At 67.5% G+C, this 24,646-nt stretch carries 23 protein-coding genes; 17 read left to right on the plus strand and 6 right to left on the minus strand.

Translation table 11 applies throughout. The annotated features are described in order from the left end of the window. The first annotated feature begins 33 nt into the window (after positions 1 to 33). A complete protein-coding gene (locus tag AC50YC_RS02900; protein ID WP_494952100.1) occupies positions 34 to 1,197 on the plus strand; it encodes a trans-sulfuration enzyme family protein in 1,164 nt (387 codons plus the stop codon). On the opposite strand, the gene AC50YC_RS02905 is transcribed toward AC50YC_RS02900, so the two are convergent. Then, positions 1,187 to 2,497 (minus strand): MFS transporter, encoded by a 1,311-nt coding sequence (locus tag AC50YC_RS02905; protein WP_494952101.1) that lies wholly within the window; start codon positions 2,495 to 2,497, stop codon positions 1,187 to 1,189. The two genes, AC50YC_RS02900 and AC50YC_RS02905, sit on opposite strands and share 11 nt — an antisense overlap. Positions 2,498 to 2,587: 90 nt before the next feature. Between AC50YC_RS02905 and AC50YC_RS02910 the strand changes: the two genes are divergently transcribed. Next, on the plus strand, positions 2,588 to 3,571 hold the full coding sequence (locus tag AC50YC_RS02910) for a LysR family transcriptional regulator (protein ID WP_494952102.1): 984 nt from the start codon (positions 2,588 to 2,590) through the stop codon (positions 3,569 to 3,571). Between the two features lie 47 nt (positions 3,572 to 3,618). On the opposite strand, the gene AC50YC_RS02915 is transcribed toward AC50YC_RS02910, so the two are convergent. Continuing rightward, the gene (locus tag AC50YC_RS02915; RefSeq protein ID WP_494952103.1) at positions 3,619 to 4,665 is read right to left on the minus strand and encodes a nitronate monooxygenase; all 1,047 of its coding nucleotides are present in this window, start codon (positions 4,663 to 4,665) and stop codon (positions 3,619 to 3,621) included. Positions 4,666 to 4,701: 36 nt separating this feature from the next. On the opposite strand from AC50YC_RS02915, the gene AC50YC_RS02920 reads away from it, so the two are divergent. From AC50YC_RS02920 to AC50YC_RS02960, 9 genes are all read left to right on the plus strand, one after another. Continuing rightward, positions 4,702 to 5,634 (plus strand): N-acetylglucosamine kinase, encoded by a 933-nt coding sequence (locus AC50YC_RS02920; RefSeq protein WP_494952104.1) that lies wholly within the window; start codon positions 4,702 to 4,704, stop codon positions 5,632 to 5,634. Positions 5,635 to 5,679: 45 nt separating this feature from the next. After that, positions 5,680 to 6,144, plus strand: coding sequence for an NUDIX hydrolase (locus AC50YC_RS02925; protein WP_494952105.1), 465 nt, complete (start codon positions 5,680 to 5,682; stop codon positions 6,142 to 6,144). A 297-nt stretch (positions 6,145 to 6,441) separates the two neighbouring features. Then, entirely contained in the window at positions 6,442 to 7,596 is a 1,155-nt protein-coding gene (gene rsgA / locus AC50YC_RS02930) for a ribosome small subunit-dependent GTPase A (RefSeq protein ID WP_494952175.1), read from the plus strand. 260 nt (positions 7,597 to 7,856) lie between these two features. Continuing rightward, entirely contained in the window at positions 7,857 to 8,951 is a 1,095-nt protein-coding gene (locus tag AC50YC_RS02935) for an ABC transporter ATP-binding protein (protein WP_494952106.1), read from the plus strand. Continuing rightward, entirely contained in the window at positions 8,951 to 9,697 is a 747-nt protein-coding gene (locus AC50YC_RS02940) for an ABC transporter permease (RefSeq protein ID WP_494952107.1), read from the plus strand. The genes AC50YC_RS02935 and AC50YC_RS02940 overlap by 1 nt, the downstream gene beginning before the upstream one ends. Then, positions 9,694 to 10,440: an ABC transporter permease gene (locus AC50YC_RS02945; RefSeq protein WP_494952108.1), complete on the plus strand. Its 747-nt coding sequence runs from the start codon at positions 9,694 to 9,696 to the stop codon at positions 10,438 to 10,440. The genes AC50YC_RS02940 and AC50YC_RS02945 overlap by 4 nt, the downstream gene beginning before the upstream one ends. Further along, positions 10,437 to 11,399, plus strand: coding sequence for a glycine betaine ABC transporter substrate-binding protein (locus tag AC50YC_RS02950; protein WP_494952109.1), 963 nt, complete (start codon positions 10,437 to 10,439; stop codon positions 11,397 to 11,399). The genes AC50YC_RS02945 and AC50YC_RS02950 overlap by 4 nt, the downstream gene beginning before the upstream one ends. A 99-nt stretch (positions 11,400 to 11,498) precedes the next feature. Beyond that, the gene (locus AC50YC_RS02955) at positions 11,499 to 12,719 is read left to right on the plus strand and encodes a pyridoxal phosphate-dependent aminotransferase (protein ID WP_494952110.1); all 1,221 of its coding nucleotides are present in this window, start codon (positions 11,499 to 11,501) and stop codon (positions 12,717 to 12,719) included. Between the two features lie 77 nt (positions 12,720 to 12,796). After that, on the plus strand, positions 12,797 to 13,651 hold the full coding sequence (locus AC50YC_RS02960) for a PPK2 family polyphosphate kinase (RefSeq protein ID WP_494952111.1): 855 nt from the start codon (positions 12,797 to 12,799) through the stop codon (positions 13,649 to 13,651). A 12-nt stretch (positions 13,652 to 13,663) separates the two neighbouring features. Here the strand turns inward: AC50YC_RS02960 and AC50YC_RS02965 are convergent, their stop codons facing one another. Both AC50YC_RS02965 and xseA read right to left on the minus strand, forming a co-directional pair. Further along, positions 13,664 to 13,894: an exodeoxyribonuclease VII small subunit gene (locus AC50YC_RS02965; protein WP_494952112.1), complete on the minus strand. Its 231-nt coding sequence runs from the start codon at positions 13,892 to 13,894 to the stop codon at positions 13,664 to 13,666. A 52-nt stretch (positions 13,895 to 13,946) separates the two neighbouring features. Beyond that, positions 13,947 to 15,233 carry an exodeoxyribonuclease VII large subunit gene (gene xseA, locus AC50YC_RS02970; RefSeq protein ID WP_494952113.1) on the minus strand — a complete coding sequence of 429 codons (1,287 nt, stop codon included), beginning with the start codon at positions 15,231 to 15,233 and terminating at the stop codon, positions 13,947 to 13,949. Positions 15,234 to 15,466: 233 nt separating this feature from the next. On the opposite strand from xseA, the gene AC50YC_RS02975 reads away from it, so the two are divergent. Next, complete coding sequence (locus AC50YC_RS02975; RefSeq protein ID WP_494952114.1) at positions 15,467 to 16,309, plus strand: hypothetical protein; 843 nt, start codon at positions 15,467 to 15,469, stop codon at positions 16,307 to 16,309. A gap of 62 nt (positions 16,310 to 16,371) precedes the next feature. After that, positions 16,372 to 17,463 carry a 4-hydroxy-3-methylbut-2-enyl diphosphate reductase gene (locus AC50YC_RS02980; protein WP_494952115.1) on the plus strand — a complete coding sequence of 364 codons (1,092 nt, stop codon included), beginning with the start codon at positions 16,372 to 16,374 and terminating at the stop codon, positions 17,461 to 17,463. A gap of 37 nt (positions 17,464 to 17,500) precedes the next feature. Here AC50YC_RS02980 and AC50YC_RS02985 read toward each other — a convergent pair whose 3' ends face one another. Beyond that, entirely contained in the window at positions 17,501 to 18,796 is a 1,296-nt protein-coding gene (locus AC50YC_RS02985) for a DNA recombination protein RmuC (protein WP_494952116.1), read from the minus strand. 188 nt (positions 18,797 to 18,984) lie between these two features. On the opposite strand from AC50YC_RS02985, the gene ychF reads away from it, so the two are divergent. Both ychF and AC50YC_RS02995 read left to right on the plus strand, forming a co-directional pair. Continuing rightward, positions 18,985 to 20,070, plus strand: coding sequence for a redox-regulated ATPase YchF (gene ychF / locus AC50YC_RS02990; protein ID WP_494952117.1), 1,086 nt, complete (start codon positions 18,985 to 18,987; stop codon positions 20,068 to 20,070). A gap of 196 nt (positions 20,071 to 20,266) precedes the next feature. Then, complete coding sequence (locus AC50YC_RS02995) at positions 20,267 to 20,920, plus strand: SDR family NAD(P)-dependent oxidoreductase (protein WP_494952118.1); 654 nt, start codon at positions 20,267 to 20,269, stop codon at positions 20,918 to 20,920. A gap of 211 nt (positions 20,921 to 21,131) precedes the next feature. Here AC50YC_RS02995 and AC50YC_RS03000 read toward each other — a convergent pair whose 3' ends face one another. Then, positions 21,132 to 21,716 carry a DapH/DapD/GlmU-related protein gene (locus AC50YC_RS03000; protein WP_494952119.1) on the minus strand — a complete coding sequence of 195 codons (585 nt, stop codon included), beginning with the start codon at positions 21,714 to 21,716 and terminating at the stop codon, positions 21,132 to 21,134. Between the two features lie 270 nt (positions 21,717 to 21,986). Here AC50YC_RS03000 and AC50YC_RS03005 point away from each other — a divergent pair, with 270 nt between their 5' ends. Beyond that, the gene (locus AC50YC_RS03005; RefSeq protein ID WP_494952120.1) at positions 21,987 to 22,697 is read left to right on the plus strand and encodes a class I SAM-dependent methyltransferase; all 711 of its coding nucleotides are present in this window, start codon (positions 21,987 to 21,989) and stop codon (positions 22,695 to 22,697) included. A 45-nt stretch (positions 22,698 to 22,742) separates the two neighbouring features. Next, positions 22,743 to 24,356, plus strand: coding sequence for a cryptochrome/photolyase family protein (locus tag AC50YC_RS03010; protein WP_494952121.1), 1,614 nt, complete (start codon positions 22,743 to 22,745; stop codon positions 24,354 to 24,356). Positions 24,357 to 24,646: the final 290 nt, after the last annotated feature.

Genomic DNA, 24,646 nt, shown 5'->3' on the forward strand with positions numbered 1-24,646 from the left:
GGAATTCAACGGTGAATATTCATAAGGAGCAAGGTGCTTTCTCAAGACTCGCTGGCTGTCCACGCCGGACGCAACGGCCTCACTGAACTGGGCGTGCACGCAGTGCCCATCGACCTGTCCACCACGGCGCCCCTGCCCTCGGTGCACGACGGCGGTCTCGCCTATGAGCACATGGCCACGGGCGGCACCCATGTCGAGGGCCAGAGCACGGTCTACCAGCGGCTTTGGAACCCCACGGTGGCACGGTTCGAGGAGGGCGTCGCCGTCCTCGAAGACACCCCGGAGGCTGTGGCCTTCGCCACCGGCATGGCGGCGCTCAGCGCCGTCCTGCTCGCCGTCGTCGCCACAGGCAAGAAGCACGTGGTCGCGGTGCGGCCGCTCTACGGCGGCAGCGACTACCTGCTGGCCTCGGGAGTGCTCGGCAACGACGTCACGTTCACCACCCCGGAGGGGGTTCGCGCCGCACTTCGGCCCGAGACCGGCCTGGTGATCCTGGAGACGCCCGCCAACCCGAGCCTGGAGCTCGTCGACATCGCCCGCGTGGCCGCCGCGGCCGACGGCGTCCCGCTCCTGGTTGACAACACCTTCGCCAGCCCGGTCCTCCAGCGCCCCTTTCTGCACGGCGCCGCGATGGTCCTGCACAGCGCCACCAAGTTCCTCGGCGGACACGGCGATGCCATGGGTGGCGTGGTGGCCGCAACCCCCGAGTGGACCACCAGGCTGCGCCAGATACGGGCCGTCACCGGCGGCATCCTCACGCCCTGGCCCGCCTACCTGCTCCACCGCGGCCTGGCCACGCTCCCGGTCCGGGTGCGCGCTCAGCAGGCCAGTGCACAGAAGGTTGCCGCCGCCCTGGCCGGGCACGGGCTCGTCCGGCGCGTCTTCTACCCGGGGCTGCCCGAGTGCGATCCGCGGGGGCTGATCGGGACGCAAATGTCCGGCCCCGGTTCGCTGCTCGCCTTTGAGGTGGGAACCGCCGGGCACGCCGAACGGATTCCGTCCGCCGTCGGCATGATCACGCACGCGGTGTCGCTCGGCGGCATCGACACCCTGATCCAGCACCCGGCGGGGCTGACCCACCGGCCCGTTGCCGCCGATGCCAAGCCGCATGCCAGCCTGCTCCGTGTGTCGGTGGGCCTGGAGGACCCGTCCGACATCGTGGCCGACCTCGTGCAGGCCATCGAAGCTACCCGCTGACGCCCGGTGCCGGCGCCCCGGTCGCCGGGGCCAGCGCGGGCCGGGCGGGATGCACCACGGCGGTGATCACCGCCGTCGTGCAGGCCAGCCCGATCACGGTCAACGCCAGCGCGCTCCAGCCGAGCGACTGGAAGACCAGCCCGCCGGCCCAGCCGATGACGCTGGATCCGAGGTAGTAGGCGAGGTTGTAGAGCGATGCCGCCTGTGCCCGGCCGGACGTGGCGATCACCCCGGTCCAGCCCGCGCCGATGCTGTGCGCCGCGAAAAAGCCGCCGGTGAACAGCAGCAGGCCTGCCATGATGAGCGGCAGCAGCGCCGTGAGCGTCAGGGCCAGGCCCGCCACCATCAGCACCGTCCCCGCGATCAGCACCGTGCGCCGGCCGAACCGCGCCGCCAGTCCGCCGGCCCAGCGGGACGAGACAGTTCCGGAGAGGTAGGCCAGGAAGATCAGGCTGATGGTGGTGGCGGGCAGGCTGAAGGGTTCCCCGGAGAGCCGGAAGCCAAGGTAGTTGTAGACGGCCACGAAGCCGCCCATCAGCAGGAATGCCTGGACGTAGAGGGCCAGCAGCCGCGGATTCCGGCCGTGGCCCGCCAGGGTCCGGAACGCCCCGCGGAAGCCGCCCGCCGCCGCGGCCGTGAAGCCCCGGGCCTGCGGCACCAGGACCAGGAAGAGGGCCGCCGCCACCGCGGCCAGGAGCGAGACGGCCAGGGCTGCGGCCCGCCATCCCCAGAGTTCGCCGACAAAGCCGGCCAGCAGCCTGCCGGCGAGCCCGCCCAGGGTCGTGCCGGCGACGTACGTTCCGGCGGCCAGTGCGGCGTGGGCCTTGTTGACCTCCTCGTTGAGGTAGGCGATGGCGATGGCGGGGATGCCGCCCAGTGCCATGCCTTCAAGCATCCGCAGGCCCAGCAGCATCGGGAAGCTCGAGGCGAGCGGGACCAGCAGGCCCAGGACGGTGGCGGCCGATATGCCCCACATCATGGCCCGGACCCGGCCGATGCGGTCGGCCAGGAAGGACCACGGAAGCACGGTCACGACCAGCCCCACGGTCGCCAAAGAGATTGTCAGCGCCGCCTCGGCCGCCGTGACCTGAAGCTCCGCCGCCATCATCGGCAGCACCGCCTGGGTGGAATACAGCTGGGCAAAGGTGGCGACGCCGGCGAACGCCAGCCCCGCGAGAATCTTCCGGTATGCCGGGGACCCCTTCGCATGCCCCGGCCAGGCGGCATGGGTGCCGCCGGCAGGGTCCAGCCGGGCCGGGCCTGGGGCGGCGGGGCGGCGGGGCGGTGGAAGTCTGGGCATCTCCCCAGAATAGGCTTCGGAAAGGCATGCTTCCAATGCATGATTCTCATAGAATCAATAGCAAACACGGAACGATCTGGAGGCTGGGACATGGACGTGGAGCACAAACAGCTGGTCCAGCTGCTGCCGCTGCTGCCCCTGCTGGCCGAACTCGGGCGTACCCAGCACATCACCGAGACCGCCGAAGTGCTGGGACTGCCCCAGTCGACGGTCAGCCGGGGAATCGCCCGCGCCAGCAGCATCATCGGCACGGAACTGCTGATCCGGGACGGCCGCGGCGTGCGGCTGACCCCCGCCGCCAAGGCGCTCCTGCCGCACATCGAGGCCGCGCTGGGCGAATTCCAGACCGGGCTGGACCTGGTCCGGCACGAGTCGGAGGTGGTACGCGGCCGGATCGCGGTGACGTTCCAGCACACCTTCGGCGAGGCGATGCTGCCGCTGCTGATCAGCGCCTTCCGCAGCCGGCATCCCCAGCCGGCCTTCGACCTCAGTCAGGGCGCCCGGGACGGCTGCCTGGCGGAACTGGCCGCAGGCGACGCGGACCTGGCACTGACCGCCCCGGTCGCTGCGCCGAGCCGGCTGATCTCCTCCGCAGCCCTGTACCGGGAACCGCTGCGGCTCGTGGTCCATCACCGGCACCGGCTCGCGAAGCGCCGCAGCGCGGGCCTCGCGGAGATCCGGCAGGACCCGTTCGTGGCGATGGGCGCCGGCTACGGGATGCGCTCGCTGACGGACGCCCTGTTCCGGGAGGCCGGTTTCCGGCCCCGCATCGCCTTCGAGAGCCAGGATTCCCACACGGCCCGGGGACTCGTCTCGGCAGGTCTCGGCGTGAGTATCCTCCCGCCCGGCGGGCTGGCCCCCGGACGCCACACCCCGGGGCAGTCCGGCGACCTTGGCTGGGTGGAGCTCGCGCTGGATTCGGGCCTTGCCGTCCGGGAGATCGGCCTGGCCTGGCGGGAACGCCGGGGCGGAGCGGACACCGAACCGGACCCGGTGCGGCTGTTCCGGGAGCTGGTGCTCAGCGAGGGACCGGCGCTTCTGGCCGGCTTCGTCCGCGGACGCTCCGGCAGCTAAGCGCCCATGGTGGCCTGGGGGCGCCGGACCCGAGGCGTGCCGTGCCGTCAGCCCAGCAGCCCCGCCATGATTTCCGCCACGGAACCGGCCCGCGCCCGCTGCCAGCCCGCCCCGGCCCAGAGGTTCAGCCGTTCCGCGTCCCCGGCGGCGGCCGCTGCCGCGCGCAGGGGAGCGGTGAGGTGGTGCACGGCGGGATAGGCCTCCGGTGCGTCGGGGTGGTCCCGGACAAACTCGTTGACCAGGGCCCGGGCGGGCCGTCCCGTAAAGGCCCTCGTCAGCCGGGTCTGCGTGAAGTGCGGGCTGGCGAGGGCGTCCTTGTGCAGCTGCCGGGCGCCGCTCTCTGGTGTGCGGAGGAACGCCGTGCCCAGCTGGGCGGCCTGTGCCCCCGCGGCCAGGACGTCCTGCAGCCCGGCCCGGTCCATCACAGCGCCGGCCGCCAGCAGCGGGAGTCCGACGGCGGAACGCACCTGGGCGAGCAGCTCCGCCGTCGTGCCCGGCTGGCCGTCGTCCCGGCGCTCCTCGTGCCCCGCGGGGCGCGGCTGGAACGCCGCGCTGTGGCCGCCGGCGCTCTCATGCTGCACGACGAGCGCATCCACGCCCTGCCCGGCGGCCTCCAGCGCCTCGTCCACCGAGGTGACTGTGGCGAGCACGGCGGAGCCCGACCGCTGCAGCGCCCGGACAATATCGGACCCGGGCAGCCCGAAGGCAAAACTGACCAGTTCCACCGGGTCAGCCAGCAGCGCGTCGATCTTGCCCTGCCAGTGGTCGTCGTCGTCGAGCCGCAGCGGCGGGACCTCCACGCCGTACCGCCGGGCATCCGCCTGCAGCCGGCCGCGGTAGTCCTCGAGCTGCGCCAGCACCTCTGCGGAGGGTGGCAGCTGGGCGGGGTCGGGAACGAAGACGTTCATGCCGAATCGTGCCCCGGAGGCACGCGCGCTGCGGATCTCCGCCTGCATGGCGTCCACGCCTTTATAGCCCGCGGCCAGGAAGCCCAGACCGCCGGCGTCGTGCACGGACGCCACGAAAGCTGGAGTGGAGGTCCCGCCGGCCATCGGGGCGGCAATAATGCGGGTACCAAAGATGTCGTGCGGCATTGCTCACTCCTGGATTGGATTCAGTAGGCTGTTCCGGTGACTCATTCTGACATCCCGCCGGCGGCGGATCCCGTTTCCCCGACCGCACCCGCCGCCGTGATCGGCCTCGATATTGGCGGGACCAAGACCCGCGGCGTGCGCTTCGAGGACGGCGCCGTCGTGGCCGACGAATCCGTGGGCAGCTCAAACGTCCAGAACGTCAGCCGCGAGGAGGCGGCCCTGCACCTCGCGGAGCTCTTCGCCCGGATCGGCGGGGGAACGGTCGCCCAGGTCTACGCGGGAGCCGGTGGCATCGATACCGACGAGGACGCCGCCGCGCTCGCCGCGCTGATCGCGCCGCATGTGCCGGGTGCCCGGATCACGGTGGTCCACGATTCGAGGCTCCTGCTGGCTGCCGGCGGCGCAAGCACCGGCGTCGCCGTTATCGGCGGAACGGGTTCGGCCGCCTGGGGCCGGAACAGCCGCGGCGAGGAGGCCCGCGCCGGCGGCTGGGGCTATCTGCTCGGCGACGAAGGCAGCGGGTACTGGCTGGGCCGCGAGGCGGTCCGGCACAGCCTGCGTCGGATGAACCAGGGGCTGGAACCCGACGAGCTCACCACCGCCCTCCTGGCTTCCTGCGGTGTGGATGACCCCAACAAGCTGATTGCGCGCTTCCATTCACCGGACACCGGACGCCGGTACTGGGCCGAGCGGGCCCGGCTCGTGGTCGACGCTGCCGCCGCCGGCCACGCGCCCAGCCAGGAGCTTGTGGACCAGGCCGGACGGGACCTGGCATCCCTGGCGCTGCAGACGGTCCGGAAGCTCGGCATCGACGGCCCGGTGATCCTGGGCAGCGGCCTGGGCATGAACGTCCCCCGCCTGCAGGAATCCTTCCGCGCCGCCCTGTCCGCCGAGGGGATCACCGACGTCCGCGTCCTGGAACAGGATCCGGTCTTTGGTGTGCTCCAGCTCGTGGCCGAGCAGGGCTGACGCGGCCGCCGGGCTCCTGCACTGCCGGGCCATTACGCTGGAGGAATGAGCCTCAACTTCGACACCCGTCCCGCTGCCTACGCGGTCATCATCCGCGACGGCGCCATCCTCCTGGCGTACTGGAAACAGGGCGGCAAGGAAGGCTGGACCCTTCCGGGCGGCGGCCTGGACCTGGCCGAGCACCCCGTTGATGGCTGCCGCCGGGAGATCTACGAGGAAACCGGCTACCGCGCGGACGTCGGCGCCATGCTGGGGATCGACGTCGGGCACTGGCCCGCGGAGATCCGGATCGACGGCGGCGAACGGGACTTCCAGTCCCTCCGGCTCATCTACGAAGCAACGATCACCGGCGGGGAGCTGCGGCACGAGGTGGACGGCAGCACCACACACGCGGGCTGGATCCCGCTGGAGGACGTTGCCGGTCTCAACAAGGTCTCGCTCGTCGACGCCGCACTCCGGCTCCACCGCGAGCGGCCGCTGAACGGCCAGCTGAACGGGACACTGTCCTGAACGGCCGGCTGTCCTGAAAGTTTTCCCTAGCCAGGCCCGGGGCGTGCGGCTATTCTAAAAACCGGCGGAAAAGCCGACAACGATCACGGGGAGGTGGAGACGATGACTGCATCAGTCCGGTGCGCACTGCGCGCCACCATCAGCCAGGCCATCATTCCTGCCCCGGCCGTCAGCACCCACTAGCCGCCACCGCTGCCAGGTTCCACCCGCAGCGCGGCACGTGCACCGGGGCCCATCAAAGGGTTTTCGTTGACTACTTCATTTGCACGTCAGGGCGCGTCCGGCGCCTCCCACCCCATCCCCAACAACCTCCCCGCGGGTCCGGCAGGGTACGGCTTCACCGCCGCCGTCGCCGAACGGTTCGCGGCCCATCCCGTGCGGGGCGGCACCGGCGCGGGCCGGGTCATCCGCGTGGACCGCAACCTGGTCCTGGTCGCCACGTACGACACCACCCTCCATCTGCCGTACCCCGGCGCCGGGGAACTGCCCGCCACCGGCGACTGGGTCTGGCTGGGATCCAATACCGCGGGGGAGCCCGCCATTGCGGGGATTCTGCCGCGGCATTCGGAACTGAGCCGCAAACGCGCCTTTGACGCCTCGTCGGAGGCGCAGGTCCTGGGCGCCAACATGGACGTCGTCGGCGTCGTGGTCCCCGTGGACCGGCCGCTCACCCACAACCGGCTCGAACGCGCCCTCGTCGCCGCGTGGGACTCGGGAGCCACCCCGCTGGTCATCATCACCAAGGCGGACCTTGCCGACGTGGCGGACGACGTCGTCGGCAAGGTGATTCTCCAGGCCGCCGGCGTCGCGGTGGTCACCACCTCCGCGGAACAGGGCGACGGCCTCGAAGAGCTGCTGGGCCACCTCCCGGCAGGCGGCACCCTCGTGCTGCTGGGTCCCTCGGGGTCCGGCAAATCCACCCTCATCAATGCCCTCGTCGGCATCGAGGTCCAGGAAACGGGGGCAGTCCGGGCCGGCGACGGCAAGGGCAAACACACCACCACCTCACGTGAGCTCGTGCCCCTGCCGGGAGGCGCCGTCCTGATGGATACCCCCGGGGTGCGCGGCTTCGGGCTGTTCGACGCCGACAGCGGGATGGCGGAGATGTTCGGCGACCTCGAGGAACTCTGCGGGCAGTGCCGGTTTTCCGACTGCGCCCACGGCAGCGAGCCCGGCTGTGCCGTGCAGTCCGCGCTCGCGGACGGGTCCCTCGATGACCGCCGCTGGGCGAGCTACCTGAAACTCCAGCGCGAACTCGCTGCCCTGGCCCGGCGGCACGATGCCGCCGCCCGCCGCGCCTACGCGCGCGAGTGGCACCAGCAGATTTCGGCTGCGGGCCAGAGCCAGCGCTCGGCAGAACGGGACAGCTACGAGGCAGCCGCCAATGAGGGTGCGAAGCGCGGCCGGAAAGGCCGGAGCGGGTCCAAAGGAGGCGGCCGGCGGACCCGCTGACCGGGGACCGGAGTCCTGCCGGGCCGGCCGCCAGGCAGTGGATGGGTGCTTCGGCGGAAGTTTTCCGGCGCAGGACCCATCCAAAGCCGACTGCCCTACGAATTGCTACGTCAGCCACAGCGCCCTCGACGATATCCCTGACATTGGCGGCCGCGCTGGTTAGGCTGAGTCCTAGGTGCTTTACAGTCAAAAATCAGCAGGTTTATGATCAGTTGGCTGGACCGTCCGATGTTGCCGCCAACAGTTAGGTAAGCCCGGAAATGGCTGAAGCCATGATCGAGTTCCAGAACGTCACCAAGCAGTACCAGGGCGGCCAGGCCGCCGTTGACGGCTTGACCATGTCCATCGACAAGGGCGCCATCACGGTCTTCGTCGGACCCTCCGGCTGCGGCAAGACCACCTCACTGCGGATGATCAACCGCATGGTCGAGCCGACCTCCGGAACCATCACCGTGGACGGCCAGGATGTCACCGCGGTGCCGGCGGCGAAGCTGCGCCGGTCCATGGGCTACGTGATGCAGTCCTCCGGGCTGATGCCGCACCGTTCCGTGCTGGACAACATCGCCACCGTTCCCCGGCTCAACGGCGTCTCCAAGGCCGAGGCGCGGAAGCGTGCGCAGGAACTGCTCGACGTCGTCGGGCTGGCATCCGCGCTGGGCAAGCGGTACCCCTCACAGCTGTCCGGCGGCCAGCAGCAGCGCGTCGGCGTGGCCCGGGCGCTCGCCGCCGACCCTCCCGTCCTGCTCATGGACGAGCCCTTCAGCGCCGTGGACCCCGTGGTCCGCGATGAACTGCAGCAGGAACTTCTCCGGCTCCAGCGCGATCTGGCCAAGACCATCGTCTTCGTCACCCACGACATTGACGAGGCCACCGTCCTCGGCGACAAGGTGGCAGTCTTCGGCCTCGGCGGCAAACTGGCGCAGTACGCTACCCCGGAGGAAATCCTGCGCGCCCCGGCCAACGACTTCGTGGCGTCCTTCGTGGGCCGGGACCGCGGCTTCCGGCACCTGGCCTTCAGCCCGTCCGACGGCGTCACCGTGCACCCGGCGCAGACGGTCACCCCCGATGAACTTGAGCGCTTCGGCAACGCCTCCGGCGACTGGCAACTGGTGGTCGACGAAAGCCAGCGTCCGCTCGGCTGGTCGGGGCCGGGCAAAGGCCCCGCGACTGTTCCCGGCGGATCCCTCTTCCGGAAGGGGGACACGCTCCGCCGCGCCCTCGATGCGGCCCTGTCGTCGCCCTCAGGTCTCGGCGTCGCCGTGGATGCGGACGGCCGCGTGGCCGGGGTCATCAGCGCCGAGGAAGTCCTCGCCGTGATCGCGTCGGACCGCCATGTCCGCCAGGGCGCGCTCTGATGGAGTGGTTCCTGGCCAACAGCGCCCAGGTCTACAGCCTTGCCGGACAGCACCTGGTCCTGGCCATCCTGCCGATGGTGTTCGGGGTGCTTATCGCCGTCCCGCTGGCCCAGGTCGCCCGGCAGAACCGTGGACTCCGCTCCGTGGTCCTGACGGCGTCCTCCCTGCTCTACACCATCCCGTCCCTGGCGCTGTTCATCATCCTGCCGACCATCCTTGGAACGCGGATCCTGGACCCGGTCAACGTGGTGGTGGCCCTGACCATCTACGCCGTCGCCCTCCTGGTCCGCGCCACCCTGGACGCCTTCGACTCGGTGGACGAGGACCTCCGGCAGGCCGCCGTCGCCATGGGGTTCAAGCCCTTCGCCCGCTTCCTGCAGATCGATCTGCCGCTGTCCCTGCCGGTGCTCTTCGCCGGGCTGCGCGTGGTCTCCGTCAGCAACATCTCGCTGGTCAGCGTCGCGGCGCTGCTCGGCATCGGCAACCTCGGAATGCTGTTCACCTCCGGCCTGCAGCGTGACTTCGTCACCGAAGTGGTGGTGGGCATCATCGCCATCCTCATCCTCGCGCTGCTGATGGACGCCGTCCTCGTCCTGCTCGAGCGGCTGCTGACCCCCTGGACCCGTGCCGCGGCGGCCCCCGGCACCGGAGCCAGTACTGCTTCCGGCGCCGGCGAGGACAAGGCCGGCTCCGCTGCCGCGGCGCTGCGGCTGTCCGACGCGCAGACCGCAGGCGGTGCCTCATGAGCAACGTCGTCACGGATACGTTCGCCTGGCTCGGCGATCCGGAGCACTGGTCCGGCAGCGCCGGAATCCCGGCTCGGCTGGCCGAGCACCTGCTCTATACCAGCCTGGTCATGGTGATCGCCACTGCCATCGCCGTGCCCATCGGCCTGTACGTAGGGCACACCGGCCGCGGCCGGGTTGCCGCCGTGGCCGTCGCCGGGGCCCTGCGTGCCCTGCCCACCCTTGGCCTGCTCACCCTTTTCGTGCTGCTGGCCGGCATCGGGCTCATGCCGCCGATCTGGGCCCTCGTGATCCTGACGGTCCCACCACTGCTCGCCGGCACCTATGCCGGCATCGCCAGCGTGGACCGGAACGTCGTCGACGCCGCGCGGGCCATGGGCATGACGGAGCTCCAGGTGCTGTTCCGCGCCGAGTTCCCCAACGCCCTGCCTGTTATTTACGGCGGGTTCCGGACCGGGGTGCTCCAGGCGATCGCCACCGTCTCGGTGGTGGCGTACATCAACCTCGGCGGCCTCGGCCGGTATCTCTTCGACGGGCTGGTGCTGTCCGACTTCCCCCAGATGCTGGGCGGGTCCCTGCTCATCGCCGGACTCGCCATCGCCGTCGACCTTGTCCTTGCCCTCATCCAGAGGCTGTTCCTGTCCCAGGGAGCCTCTTCCCAGCCGAACCGGAGCCAGCAGGCTGCGGTTGATCTCACAGACCCCGTACCCGCGGGGACTGTTGTTCAAGGAGGTACGTCATGAAGGAAACCCGCCAACGAGCACTCGGCAGGCGCGCATTCGGCGGCCTGGCCGCCGGCGTAGGCCTGGCCATGGCACTGTCCGCCTGCGCAGGCTCGTCCGATCCGCTCTCCACTGCCCCCGCCACAGGCGGTGCCACCTCCGGTGCGGGCTCCGCGCTTGTGATCGGTTCCGCCGACTTCACCGAAAGCCAGATCATCGCCGAGGTTTACGCCGGGGCGCTGAACGGAGCAGGCATCACGGCGAGCACCAAGCCGAACATCGGCTCACGCGAGGTCTACTTCAAGGCCGTCCAGGACGGTTCCGTGGACGTGATCCCCGACTACAGCGGCAACCTGCTGCTGCACGTCAGCAAGGACGCTACGGAGGTTTCGGCCGAGGACATCTACAAGGCCCTGCCGGGCAAGCTGCCCGAGGGCCTGGCCGTACTGGAGGCGTCCAAGGCCGAAGACAAGGACGCGATGGTCGTCACGAAGGCCACCGCGGAGAAGTACCAGTTGAAGTCAATCGAGGACCTCGCCAAGGTCTGCAGCGAAATCGTGGTGGGCGCCCCGGCGACCTTCGCCGAACGCGCGTACGGCCTCCCGGGCCTGGAGAAGAACTACAACTGCGTACCCAAGAAGCTGGAGCCGTTCAGCGACGGCGGCGGAGCCGTCACGCTCAAGGCCCTGCTCTCGGACCAGGTCCAGGTTGCCGACATCTACACCACCACCCCGTCCATCGCGGACAATGACCTGGTGGTGCTGGAGGACCCGAAGAATAACTTCATCGCTCAGCAGGTCCTCCCGCTGTACAACACGGCCAAGATGACGGACAAGGCGAAGGAAACCCTGAACGCCGTGTCCAAGGTCCTCACCACCGAGGACCTGATCAACCTCAACCGCGCGGTCAGCGGCAGCCAGAAGCAGAACCCCAAGGACGCTGCGGCGGCCTGGCTCAAGGACAAGGGACTGGTCAAGTAAGAGGCCCGTCCAGACAGGGGTGTCCCGCCTGTGACGGCGGGACACCCCTGTGAGACAGATCTCGGCGGAAGTACATCCGCCATATGGCATATTTGATGAATGGCAGAATTCAAGCAGTCCACCAAGCTTCATAATGTCCTTTACGACATCCGTGGACCGATCCTCCTGGCCGCCCAGCAGATGGAAGCGGAGGGTCACCGCATCCTCAAGCTGAACATCGGGAACCCGGCGCCGTTCGGGTTCGAAGCGCCGGACGCGATTCTGGTGGACATGATCCGCCACCTGCCGCATGCCCAGGGCTACAGCGACTCGCGCGGCATCTTCTCCGCCCGGACCGCCGTGTCGCAGTACTACCAGACCCGCGGGATCCAGAACATCCACGTGGATGACATCTACCTGGGCAACGGCGTCAGCGAGCTCATCACGATGTCCCTCATGGCGCTGCTGGATGACGGCGACGAAGTCCTGATCCCCACCCCCGATTACCCGCTGTGGACCGCCTCCGTAGCCCTGGCCAGCGGCCGGCCCGTGCACTACCTGTGCGACGAGGACTCGGGCTGGCAGCCGGACCTCGAGGACCTCGAAGCGAAGATCACGCCCCGCACCAAGGGCATCGTGGTGATCAACCCGAACAACCCCACCGGCGCCGTCTATCCGGAAGACACCCTCAAGAAGATCGTCGCCCTGGCGGAGAAGCACGGCCTGGTTCTTTTCGCCGATGAGATCTACGAGAAGATCCTCTACGAGGATGCGGTCCACGTGAACATGGCCAGCCTGACCGGCGACGACGTCCTGTGCCTGACGTTCAGCGGCCTGTCCAAGGCGTACCGCGTTTGCGGCTACCGGGCCGGCTGGATGGCCATTTCCGGGCCGAAGAAGGATGCCGCGGACTACCTCGAGGGCATCAATCTGCTGGCGAACATGCGCCTGTGTGCCAATGTCCCCGCCCAGCACGCGATCCAGACGGCGCTCGGCGGGTACCAGAGCATCAATGACCTCATCCTGCCGGGCGGGCGTCTGCTCGAGCAGCGGAACAAGGCCTACGACATGCTCAACGCCATTCCCGGGGTCAGCACGCAGCAGGCCCGGGGCGCCATGTACCTGTTCCCGAAACTCGATCCCGAGGTTTACCACATCCGCGACGATGAGAAGTTCGTCCTGGACTTGCTGCGCGAGCAGAAGATCCTGGTCTCCCATGGCCGGGCCTTCAACTGGGTCCGGCCGGACCACTTCCGCATGGTCACCCTTCCGCTCGTGAAGGACCTGGAAGAGGCAATCAACCGCATGGCGGACTTCCTGAGCCGGTACAAGGGGAACTAGCCTAACCTCAGCAGCGCAGCGCGGGCGGTGGTCCGGCGGTCCGCACGGAGGCTGCCCGAACCGGAAAGAGGCAAGGCATGTCAGATGTCGTGGGATTCACGGAGCGCCCCTTTGAGACCTTAAGGGTGGGCAAAGGCTTCAGCCTGAAGGACACGGACCCGGACTCCACCCCGGGCTACCCGGGGGACAAGAACGACGGGGAGGTGCTTCTCGATGACCTCGATGACAACCTCACCCTGCTCCAGGAACAGCTATTCGCGGAATCCCGCGTCGGCGGCACCAAGCGCGTCCTGCTGATCCTGCAGGCCATGGATACCGCCGGCAAAGGCGGAATTGTGACCCACGTAATGGGCGCCATGAACCCGCAGGGTGTCCAGATGAGGTCGTTCAAGGCTCCCACTCCGGAGGAGAAGTCCTACGACTTCCTCTGGCGGATCGAGAAGGAAGTGCCCGCTGCCGGCATGGTGGGCGTCTTTGACCGCTCGCATTACGAGGACGTCCTGATCCACCGCGTCCACCGCTGGGCGGATCCGAAGGAACTTGAGCGCCGCTACATCGCGATCAACGAATTCGAGGCCAGGCAGACGGCCGCCGGCACCAAGATCGTCAAAGTCATGCTCCACATCAGTCCCGACGAGCAGAAGGAACGGCTGCTCGCGCGGTTGGATGACCCGGCGAAGCTCTGGAAATACAGCAGCAACGACCTGAAAGAGCGCGCGTTCTGGAACGACTACATGGACGCGTATCAGAAGGCTTTCGAGAAGACGGCCACCGACATCGCCCCGTGGCACGTCGTCCCGGCCAACAAGAAGTGGTACGCCCGGATCGCCGTCCAGCAGCTGTTGCTGGACGCGATGGAGGGCCTCAAGCTGCAGTGGCCGGTTCCGGAGCTGGACGTGGCGGCGGAACGGGAACTGGTAGAGCGTTCCTGACCGGCCGCCGGGCTAGCCGGCCTGGGAGGGTTGGTCGCGCGCCGCGGCCAGGCGCTTGCGGGCACCTTCGAGCCACTGTTCGCAGCGCTTGGCCAGCGCTTCGCCGCGTTCCCAGAGCGCCAGCGACTCCTCAAGGCTCGCCCCGCCGGTTTCGAGCCTGGTGACGATGCCCATGAGCTGCTCCCGCGCCTCCTCGTAGCTGAGGCCCTCGATGTCGGCGTGGGGCTGTGCTTCTGCTGTCATGGCGTGCTGCTCCTTGCTGTCCCGCAGGACGGGTCGTTCGGTGGGTGGTGTATCAGTCTTCGGCGGGTTCCTGGCCGCCGGTCGACTCCGCGGTGAACCGGCCTCCGGCCACCCGGACGGCCAGCGGTGTGCCCGACGGCGCCTGGTCAGGGTGCCGGACAACGTCCCGGCGGGTTCCGGGCGCCGAGCCGCCGTCGGCAAGCTGCACCACGGCGTAGCCCCGGTCCAGGGTCTTCTGCGGCGAGAGAGCCCGGACCTGGGCCTTGAGGTGGACCAGCTGGTCGGCTGCCCGGACGACGGCGGTCGTCACCGCCGCCCGGGAGCGGCCCTTGAGCCTTTCGACGTCGTCGTGGCGGATGCTGACCATGACTTCGGGGGAGGCCAGCACGGGCCGGGAGCGCAGCGAGGCCAGCCGGTCCGTCTCACGTTCCACCAGGCGGGTGGCACCACGCCGGAGATGGTCCCTGGCCTGGCGGACGCGGGCCAGCTCTTCGACAACGTCCGGGACGATCCGCTTGGCGGCGTCGGTCGGCGTGGAGGCGCGCAGATCCGCGACATCGTCAAGGATCGGCCGGTCCGCTTCGTGGCCGATCGCACTGACCACCGGCGTGGACGCGTTCGACACTGCCCGGATGAGTTCCTCGTTGCTGAAAGGCAGCAGATCCTCCAGGGCGCCGCCGCCGCGGGCGATGACGATCACGTCCACCTCGGGATGCGCATCCAGCTCGCGCAGCGCCGCGATGACCTGCGCGACGGCGGTGTTGCCCTGAACGGCCACTTCGCGGATCTCGAATTCGACGGCGGGCCAGCGCAGCGCCGCGTTGCGCAGCACGTCCTTCTTGGCGTCCGAGTTCCGGCCGGTAATCAGTCCGATCCGGTGGGGGAGCAGGGGCAGGCGCTTCTTGCGGGCGTCGGAGAACAGCCCTTCCGCGGCGAGGGCATGGCGCAGGCGCTCGATCCTGGCAAGCAGATCCCCGAGGCCCACCGGCCGGATGTCCTTCACGGACATGTTCAGCCGCCCCGTCTTCAGCCAGAATTCGGCCTTGAGCAGGGCCACCACGCGGGAGCCGCGCTCCAACGGCGTTTCCTGGCGGTCCAGCACATTCGTCCAGACGGACGCTGGGAGGGAAATCTCAGCGTCGATGTCCCGCAGCGTCAGGTATGCGTTGGTGCCGCGCCGGTTCAGTTCGATGACCTGGCCTTCGACCCAGGCGGCGGGGGCCCGGTCGATGTGCATCTTGAGTTTCTGGGATAGCAACTGCAGCGGCCAGGGGTTGTCCGGGCTGGTTTCCGCGGCCGAGGCAGGAACCGTCGTGGCCGCCGCGACGTCCTCAGACATGGCGGTATCCCGGGGCGGAGATGGCCTGGTGCATATGCGTGGGTGTCCTTTGCCGGGGCGGGGCCGTCAGCAGGTGCGTCCCCGGCGATTGCGCGTCAGGAAGGGCCACCGGCCGACAACTCGAACTTGTCGGTTTCAACTCTATCCATAGCTCTATCATCGGGGCCTGACTTTTATCGTTCCGCAGGCCGCCCCGTAGGATGGCACTACCCCTCAACCGACTAGGAATTCTCGTGCGCACTTTTGTCTCGGCCGTAGCGGTACTGATCGGGCTTGTCCTGGCGGCTGCCGCTGTTCCCGCCATGTGGGTGGACCGGAACATCGTCCAGCAGGACGGCTTCGTGGCGTTCACCGCCCCGCTCGGCAAGGACCCTGTATTTCAGGAGCGGCTGGCCGCGGCCGCCGTCGGCAGTCTCAGTGCGGAGCAGATCCCGGAAGAGCTCAGCGGACTGGTCACGCCGATCCTGGAGAGCGCGGCCCGGTCGCTGACGGGCATGCCCGGCTACCCCGAAGCCTGGACCGAGACGCTGCGCAAGAGCCATCAGCTTAATTTCGCCGACCCCAGCGCTCCGCCAGCCGAGGCCGACGGCGGGACGTCCCTGACCCTGGACCTGGCGCCCCTGGTCGGTCTGGTAGCGAAGCAGTTGTCGGACGCCACCACCCTGCCGTTGGAGGCCCCGGAGCAGCTGCTGATCACGATCGGGCAGCCCGAGCACCGGCAGCTTCTCGACCGCGTGTCCGCTTTCGCGCCGATGGGCTACGCCCTGGCCGTCGGCGCCCTCATCGCCTTCGCACTGGCCTTTGTGGCCGCCCGGCGGCGCTGGACTGTCCTGGCCGGCATTGGCCTCGGAGGCCTTGTGCTGGCCGGCGCCTGGAAGCTGGCAGCCGACGCCGCCGGCGGTGCCGTGACGGCAACGAGCAGCGGCAACGAGGTCGCGGAGATCTTCAAGAGCGAGTTCGTCGCGGCCGCCAGCTCCAGTTTCGGGCAGTGGATCGTGGCAACCGCCGTGGTCGGCGGCGTCCTGCTGGCAGTTGGACTCGTGGTGCGCGTCGTCGGCGGGCGCCGCCGCGCCTGAGCGCCGGGCGCCTGCGGCCGCGGCCAGATCGGCGGACCGTCCAACACCGGTAGCATTGGGGCATGACCTCCACTGCTGTTTCCATCCCGATGCCAACCGTTCCGCGCCGGCGGCGTACGCCGGAAGAAGTCCTGGCTGCAGCCCCCGTGGCCGGCCCGAAAAAGGTCCTGCTCGCGGCCCCGCGCGGCTACTGCGCCGGCGTCGACCGTGCGGTCATTGCCGTGGAAAAAGCGCTGGAGCACTACGGCCCGCCGGTCTATGTTCGCAAACAGATCGTCCACAACGTGCACGTCGTCAGCTCCCTGGAGGAAAAGGGCGCCATCTTCGTTGACGAGACCGACGAGGTCCCCGAGGGCGCCCTGGTGATCTTCTCCGCCCACGGTGTCTCACCCGCCGTGGTCCAGTCTGCCGAGGACCGGGGGCTGCGCACCATCGATGCCACCTGCCCCCTCGTGACCAAGGTGCACAAAGAGGCGGTCCGCTTCGCGAAGGACGACTTCGACATCCTGCTGATCGGCCATGACGGCCACGAGGAGGTCGAAGGGACCGCGGGCGAGGCGCCCGAGCACATCCAGATCATCAACGGCCCCCACGAGGTCGACAAGGTCACGGTCCGGGACCCGGAGAAGGTTATCTGGCTTTCGCAGACCACCCTCAGCGTGGACGAAACCATGGAGACCGTCCGCCTGCTCAAGGAGCGGTTCCCCACCCTGCAGGACCCGCCCAGCGACGACATCTGCTACGCGACCACCAACCGCCAGGTGGCCATCAAGAAGATCTCACCGCAGGCCGAGCTCGTGATTGTGGTCGGATCAGCCAACTCCTCGAACTCGGTCCGGCTCGTGGAAGTGGCGCTGGAGTACGGGGCGAAGGCCTCGTACCGCGTGGACTTCGCCAACGAGGTGGACGAGACCTGGTTCGAGGGTGTCGCCACCGTCGGTGTGACGTCGGGCGCCTCGGTCCCTGAAGTCCTGGTCAAGGACGTCCTGCGCCTGCTCGCCGACTACGGCTACGGCTCGGTCGAGGAAGTCGTCACGGCCGAGGAGGACCTGCTGTTCTCGCTGCCGAAGGAGCTCCGCGCCACGCTGAAGCAGGCCGGCGATGTCACCCGCGCCCTCGGCGGCCGCGGGACACGCCCCGCCCAGACCTCCTAGACGGAGCACAACGCCCGTCCAACGCACAACGTCCGTCCTAGGCGGCGGACTCCTCTTCCTCTGCGCGTGGACCGCTCGGGGCTGCGTCCGCTGACCGCCCGGACCCAGGTTCCGGCCCGTTCCCGGGCTGGAGTTCCGGGGCGGCCACGGATCGCGGCGTCACCTCGACGGCCGCGGGGGTGGCCAGCCCGGTCGCATCCAGGGCGTTGAGCTTCCGGGCCGTCGGCAGCACCCGGGCCTCCAGCGTGCCCACCATGGAGTTGTAGCGGTCCACGGAGGTCTTGAGCGAGGCGCCGAGCTTCGTGACGTTCTCGCCGAGCGTTCCCATCCGCTCGTAGAGTTGGTGGGCCAGTTCGAAAAGCTCACGCGCGCTGTCCGTCAGGACGTCCTGGCGCCAGGTGAAGGCGACGGATTTCAGGACCGCCAGCAGGGTTGAGGGCGAGGCCAGCACCACGTTCCTGGACAGGGCGTAGTCCAGCAGTGCCGGGTCCGCCGAGAGCGCGGCCGCCAGGATGGATTCGGCCGGCAGGAAGCAGACCACCAGCTCCGGGGAGTTGCCCGGGATGTCCCAGTACTTCTTGTTGCTCAGCGCGTCCACATGGGCCTTCAGGGCCTTGGCATGCGCCAGCAGATGGGCCTGCTGCCCGCTCAGGGACTGCGCGTGCTGCAGCCCGGGGGCGGACGCGCCGAGTTCCTGCGCCGCAAGATAGGCCGCGAGCGGCACCTTGGCGTCGACCACGAGCTGTTTCTGGCCGGGGAGCTGCACAACGAGGTCAGGCCGGATACTGGTCTCCGACGCGGCACCGTGCTGCGGGCCGCTGGAAACCTGCTCGTGGAAATCGACATGGCGCAGCATTCCGGCAGCCTCGACCACCCGGCGCAACTGGACTTCGCCCCACTGGCCGCGGGCGCTGTTGGACCGCAGCGCGGACTCCAGTGCATGGGTCGAACGCAGCAGCTGTTCGTCGGACAACCGGGCTTCCTGCAGCTGCTGGGCCAGCTGGCCGTACTGCTCCAGTCGGTCGCGCTCCAGCAGCGACACCTGGTGCTGCACTGCGGTGAGCTTCTCCGCCACCGGTGCCAGGGCCCGCAGCACGCTGCCGTCCTGGTTCCGGGACTCGCCAAGGTCCCGGTTCTGGGCCGCCAGCAGGCGCCTCTCGGCGTCGGCCGCGGCGAACTGCGCGCTGACCTCGGAGAGCCGGGCGGACACGGCGTCGAAATCCTGCTCCACTGCGACGGTGCGGTGCCGGGTCAGCAGAAAGACCACGGCGGCGCCGGCGACCGCGCCGACGAGCAGCATGAGCAGGGCAAGAATCAGTGCAAAAGCGTCCATGTCTTCACTTTGGCATGCCCCTGCGACAGTTTCCCGCCGACGCCCTGCCGGCGGCCCCACGAGACCCGGCCGCCGGCGAGCCCGCGGGCGAACCCAGTGGCGAACCAACTGGCGAACCAACCGGCGAACCAGGCAGCGAACCAAGCTGTCGCAGGGGACCCCGACCGCAGCAGGTAGAATCAGTACTCGTGGCTCTTACTATTGGCATCGTCGGACTGCCCAACGTCGGCAAATCAACCCTTTTCAACGCACTGACCCGCAACCAGGTGCTCGCAGCGAACTATCCGTTCGCCACGATCGAGCCAAACGTCGGTGTGGTCAACCTGCCGGACCCGCGGCTCGCCAAACTGGCCGCCGTCTTCGGATCGCAGCGCCTGCTGCCTGCCCCGGTGTCCTTCGTCGACATCGCCGGGATCGTCAAGGGTGCGTCCGAAGGCGAAGGCCTGGGCAACAAGTTCCTCGCCAACATCCGCGAGGCCGAGGCCATCGCCCAGGTTATCCGCGTGTTCGATGACCCCGACGTCATCCACGTCGACGGCAAGGTTGATCCCCGCTCGGACATGGAGATCATCAACACCGAGCTGATCCTGGCTGACCTTCAGACCATTGAAAACGCCATTCCGCGGATCGAAAAAGAAGTCAAGATCAAGAAGCGGGACGCCGCGGAGCTGGCTGCCATCAAGGCGGCCCAGACAGTGCTCGAGCGCGGCGACACCATTTTCGCCTCGGTCAAGAGCGACAAGCTGGAGATGGAGCACCTCAGGGAGCTCAGCCTCCTGACCGCCAAGCCCATCATCTACGTCTTCAACTCGGACGAGGGCATTCTGGGCAGCCCGGAGAAGCAGGAAGAACTGCGCGCCATGGTGGCCCCGGCGGACGCCATCTTCCTCGACGCCAAGCTCGAATCGGACCTCGTGGAACTGGACGAGGAAGAGGCCCGCGAAATGCTGGAGATGAACGGCCAGGACGAATCCGGCCTGGACCAGCTGGCCCGGGTCGGCTTCCACACCCTCGGGCTGCAGACCTACCTGACCGCAGGACCCAAGGAAACCCGGGCGTGGACCATCCACCAGGGTGACACGGCCCCGCAGGCGGCCGGCGTCATCCACTCCGATTTCCAGCGCGGTTTCATCAAGGCCGAGGTTGTCTCCTTCGACGATCTCATCGAAGCCGGGTCCATGGCGGAGGCGAAGTCCCGCGGCAAGGTGCGCATCGAAGGCAAGGAATACGTCATGATCGACGGCGACGTCGTGGAATTCCGGTTTAACGTGTAGCCCACTGAATTTGAGACGGCCCCATCTGCTTCCGCATATGGGGCCGTCTCTGTTGGGTGCGATGGGAGCATGCGTGGGTTCTGGGTCGGATGAGCGCGTGAAGCCGGCTTCGTTGCATGGGGAGTGCCGCAGCCGTCCAGCCTCAGGAAACCGACCCGCGCTGGGCTACCTGCAGCACGTGACCTAGGATCTACCCATGACGACTCTTCAGGGTGCGGTTGTTCTGGTAGTCGGCGCCACCGGCGGACTCGGTTCGCGCATCGCCGCTCAGCTGGAGAGTACCGGCGCCATCGTCGCCCGGTCGTCAAAGTCTGCTGGGCACGATCTGCGCGCATTCTCCGTGATCCAGGAGGTGCTGGATGACACGTATGCGCAGTACGGACGTCTCGACGGGTTAGTGGTTGCGTCCGGGGTCGTCGCCTTCGGCGCCGCATCAGACCTTGAACCCGCCACGGTGGACGAACTCTTCGCTGTGAACACGACCTCTCCGATCCAGCTCATTACCCAGAGCCAGCCCTACCTCGCGGCCTCGGCACGCGAGGGCCGGGAGCCTTTTGTGGTCACACTGAGCGGCGTTGTCGCAGAGGCACCCGTCGCCGGTCTGGCGGCATACTCGGCGTCGAAGGCTGGGCTCGCGGCCTTCGTTGTCGCAGCGGCGCGCGAGTATCGTCGTTCGGGCATCCGAATCGTGGACGCCCGCCCAAGCCACACTGGTACCGCGCTGTCCGAGCATCCGATCGCCGGGTCAGCGCCGCGATTCGGAGCGGGGCTGGATCCAGACCTGGTTGCAGCGCGGATTATCACCGCGATCGTCGATGGCGAGAAGGATCTGCCCAGCACCGCCTTCTAGGCTCGGCCATTGGTCCTGCAACTGAGCGCTAAAGAAGCTAATGGAGCTAAACGGAGCCTGCGGGCGGAACGCTTATTCTGTGACGGAACGTGGTGGAGTTCCGCTTCAACGCCTAACGTTTCGCCTTAGTAGTACAACGCAGCTCAGTCATTTGAAGTCGACTGAGCTGCGTTTTTGTTTCTGCGTAACCGTCCCGGCCCAGTGCGAGGAATTATCCCTCCGGCACCGTGCCCACCGGCTTCGCTGGAACGCCGACGACCACTGCCCCGGCAGGCACGTCCTTAGTGACGACCGCCCCCGCGCCGATAACTGCCCCATCGCCGATGCTCACGCCCGGCAATACCGTCACGTTGGCTCCAAACCACACGCCCCGGCCGACTACAACGCGGGCCGGGTGCATATCGGCCCGCCGGCTCGGCAACATGTCATGGTTCAACGTCGTGATCACGGCGTTGTGGCCGATGAGGGATCCATCGCCGATGTCGATGCCGCCCTGGTCCTGGAACCGGCAGCCGCTGTTGACGAACACATCCTCACCGAAACTAATGTTCTTGCCAAAGTCAGCGCTGAACGGTGGGAAGAGTTGAAAGGAATCGGGGACTTGGCGCCCGGTCAGTTCACTCATCAGGGTCCGTACCTCAGACGGGGAGTTGTAGCGCCCGTTGAGTGCAGCGGTGACGCGCAGCGACTCCTGGCTCGCGGCGAGCATAGCCGTGTGGAGCGCCGAACCACCGGGGATGGTCTCCCCGGCGTTCAGCGCAGTCAGCAGGTCCTCGAGTCCTTGAATTTTGGCCACGTGCCCACGATAGCGTGCCCTTGACTGCACTTGGGTACCATTCCAAAAGAAGCGGATCGAAGAGCTGGCATCGCCCAACGGCAGGCGTTCCTAGTGGTCTTTGGTCCGTGAGGGTGCCCGGCTACGGAACGTCGTGGAATTTAGGTTTAACGTCTAGTTCCAGCCCGGCAGCATCTCAGCTCCGCCGATCAGACTCACCTGGTGAGGACCAAGTTGTTAGGATCGAGCCGACTGTACTGACCATGGGCTTCTTCCCGAGAGCGAGGATCCGTGAAAGCCGACCACTATGACAGTTTCGCCGAAAGTTACTCGGCGGAGAACGAGTCCAGCCTCCTCAACGCCTACTACGAGCGGCCGGCGATGATTGCCCTCGCCGGCGACGTCGACGGCCACCGGGTCCTGGACGCAGGGTGCGGCTCCGGGCCTTTGTCCGCGGAGCTAAGCGCGAGAGGCGCGATCATGACCGGCTTCGATGCCAGTCCTGCGATGCTCGAATTGGCAAGACAGCGATTGGGCGCGACCGCGGACCTGTACGTGGCCGACCTCAGCAAGCCGCTCCCTTTCGCCGATGACTCCTTCGACGACGTCGTCTCGTCCTTGGTCCTGCACTATCTAAAGGACTGGTCAGCACCACTTGCCGAACTGCGGCGTGTGCTGAAGCCGGGTGGTCGCCTGATCCTGTCGGTCAACCACCCCACCGTCAGCGTGGTCACCCAACCTACCGAGGACTACTTCGCGATCCGGCAGTACTCGGAAGATTACGAGTTCGATGGCGAGCCTGCGGTCCTGACCTTCTGGCACCGGCCACTTCACGCGATGTTCAGCGCCTTCACGTCAGCGGGATACCGCGTAGCCGGCGTGAGCGAACCCGAGCCATCTCCCGACACACCGCGCGAACTCCTTCCACCGCGCATCCTCAACGGAGAGAAGACAGCGTTCCTGTCCTTCATCTTCTTCGTCCTCGAAGCCGGCAGAGGGTAGCGGAGGGACGTGGTCGTCCCAAGGCGGCGCCTCTATCGTTAGGGTATGAATTCCGGCCCGTGTGTGCGCCTCGTTTTGCCGCATCAGCTCTTCGATCAGCATCTCAACGCTGCTGCCGGCACAGTGTTCGTGCTCATCGAGCATGACCTTCTCTTTCGCCAGTACGCATTCCATTCCCACAAGCTGGTCCTGCATCGCGCATCGTTGACCCGCTTCGCCCGTCGCCTGAGCGAGCATGGCTACGAGGTTGAAGTCCTCAGAAGCGACGCCGACCATAGCTCCCAAGATCAGCTCGCTGAGTTCGTTCGGAACCGCGACCCAGTGCAGGTGACCTGGTTCGACGTGGTCGATGACTGGCTTGAGCAGGATCTGTTCGCGGGGCTCGCCGGCGGTGGCTATCAAATGCGCCAGGAAGACGTGCTGGAGACACCGAACTTCCTCACTGACCGTGGGCAGATCGATGACTGGTTTTCGCACAATGACTCCCGCATGCAGGACTTCTATGTGTGGCAACGCCGCCGACTCAACATCCTTCTCGACGACGGGGCACCCCTCGGCGGGAGGTGGTCCTTCGATACCGAAAACCGCAAGAAGCTTCCCCGCGGGTACACTCCTTCCGTTGTAGGCCGTTTCACGCACCATCCCGTCCTCCGGCGTGAGGGGACCTTCGATATCGAAGCGCTGATGGGGGATGCCGACGAGGTTGGTGACGAGGTACCTCACGAGGTCACCCTCGCGATCGCATGGGTCAGTACGGAGTTCCCGGATGCTCCGGGTGACCCCCACCTGTTCGCCTGGCCTACGAGCGGCGACGAAGCCCGGGAGCATCTGCAGGAGTTCGTCCGCGAACGCCTGCACGAGTTCGGACCCTACGAGGACGCGATCTCCACTGCGCATCCGTTCATCGCCCACGGCCTGCTGACCGCCGCGCTGAACATCGGACTGCTGGACCCGCGAGACGTCGTACTGACGGTACTCGACGGTGCCGACCACAACACCCCGCTCGCCTCCGTCGAGGGGTTTGTGCGGCAGGTGATCGGTTGGCGGGAATACATGCGCGCCACCTACCGGACAAGCGGCCGCCAAATGCGTACGTCTAACCGGCTCGACCACCAGCACGCACTCGGGGACGGCTGGTGGGACGGGACCACCGGATTGGCGCCCGTTGACATGGTCATCTCCCGCGTGCTCGCCACCGGATATGCTCACCACATCGAGCGGCTCATGGTGATCGGTAACGCGATGTCCCTGCTGCGGATCCATCCCGATCGGGTCTACGAATGGTTCATGGAGCTGTTCATCGACGCGTACGACTGGGTGATGGTCCCCAACGTCTACGCGATGAGCCAGTTCGCTGCGGGGGAGGAGATCACCACAAAGCCCTATGTGTCGGGCAGCAACTACCTGCGGAAGATGTCAGACCTGCCTGCGGGAGAGTGGATGCCTTGCTGGGATGGTTTGTACTGGACGTTCATCGAGGATCACCGCGCGGTCCTGCGAGCAAACCCGCGCATGCGAATGGTCATCTCCCAGCTTGAAAACATGGACCCGAAAACGCGCGACGACCATCGACGCCGCGCTGCGGCGCTTCTCGACGTCGGGCACGAAACGACACTGCTGAGAACGACGCCGACGCGCGGAAAGACGCGTGAATCGTGAAAGTGCTCAGGACGGCGGCGTCGTGTAGTTCCGCTTCAACGCCTGACGGATTGATGAATCCATCAAACAATTCTGGATTAACTCGGAAAGCCCCGATGTGGGAATCGGGGCTATTCCTGCGCCCGGGGACATTAGCCCGAGGCGTCCGGGACGTCAATAGGCACCGACGAATTTCTCCAGTGAAAATGCGTCCAATGTTGCAGCTCTGTAACGAACTTTACAGTCGGTCAACTTTCATCGCCCGGCGCTGAATTTCGGGTTTACGCTACATCCCATGTGAGACGGACCAC

It is taken from the genome of Pseudarthrobacter sp. MDT1-56 (genome assembly GCF_059383555.1).

What these genes read in the sequence shown, in the direction of transcription:
- AC50YC_RS02960 (WP_494952111.1), top strand. Translation starts at nt 12,797, where the DNA reads ATGTCAGATGTCGTGGGATTCACGGAGCGCCCCTTTGAGACCTTAAGG.
- AC50YC_RS02940 (WP_494952107.1), top strand. Translation starts at nt 8,951, where the DNA reads ATGGAGTGGTTCCTGGCCAACAGCGCCCAGGTCTACAGCCTTGCCGGA.
- AC50YC_RS02965 (WP_494952112.1), bottom strand. Translation starts at nt 13,894, where the DNA reads ATGACAGCAGAAGCACAGCCCCACGCCGACATCGAGGGCCTCAGCTAC.
- AC50YC_RS02950 (WP_494952109.1), top strand. Translation starts at nt 10,437, where the DNA reads ATGAAGGAAACCCGCCAACGAGCACTCGGCAGGCGCGCATTCGGCGGC.
- AC50YC_RS03010 (WP_494952121.1), top strand. Translation starts at nt 22,743, where the DNA reads ATGAATTCCGGCCCGTGTGTGCGCCTCGTTTTGCCGCATCAGCTCTTC.
- AC50YC_RS02980 (WP_494952115.1), top strand. Translation starts at nt 16,372, where the DNA reads ATGACCTCCACTGCTGTTTCCATCCCGATGCCAACCGTTCCGCGCCGG.
- AC50YC_RS02910 (WP_494952102.1), top strand. Translation starts at nt 2,588, where the DNA reads ATGGACGTGGAGCACAAACAGCTGGTCCAGCTGCTGCCGCTGCTGCCC.
- AC50YC_RS02925 (WP_494952105.1), top strand. Translation starts at nt 5,680, where the DNA reads ATGAGCCTCAACTTCGACACCCGTCCCGCTGCCTACGCGGTCATCATC.
- AC50YC_RS02935 (WP_494952106.1), top strand. Translation starts at nt 7,857, where the DNA reads ATGGCTGAAGCCATGATCGAGTTCCAGAACGTCACCAAGCAGTACCAG.
- AC50YC_RS02995 (WP_494952118.1), top strand. Translation starts at nt 20,267, where the DNA reads ATGACGACTCTTCAGGGTGCGGTTGTTCTGGTAGTCGGCGCCACCGGC.
- AC50YC_RS02905 (WP_494952101.1), bottom strand. Translation starts at nt 2,497, where the DNA reads ATGCCCAGACTTCCACCGCCCCGCCGCCCCGCCGCCCCAGGCCCGGCC.
- AC50YC_RS02985 (WP_494952116.1), bottom strand. Translation starts at nt 18,796, where the DNA reads ATGGACGCTTTTGCACTGATTCTTGCCCTGCTCATGCTGCTCGTCGGC.
- AC50YC_RS02945 (WP_494952108.1), top strand. Translation starts at nt 9,694, where the DNA reads ATGAGCAACGTCGTCACGGATACGTTCGCCTGGCTCGGCGATCCGGAG.
- AC50YC_RS02915 (WP_494952103.1), bottom strand. Translation starts at nt 4,665, where the DNA reads ATGCCGCACGACATCTTTGGTACCCGCATTATTGCCGCCCCGATGGCC.
- AC50YC_RS02955 (WP_494952110.1), top strand. Translation starts at nt 11,499, where the DNA reads ATGGCAGAATTCAAGCAGTCCACCAAGCTTCATAATGTCCTTTACGAC.
- xseA (WP_494952113.1), bottom strand. Translation starts at nt 15,233, where the DNA reads ATGTCTGAGGACGTCGCGGCGGCCACGACGGTTCCTGCCTCGGCCGCG.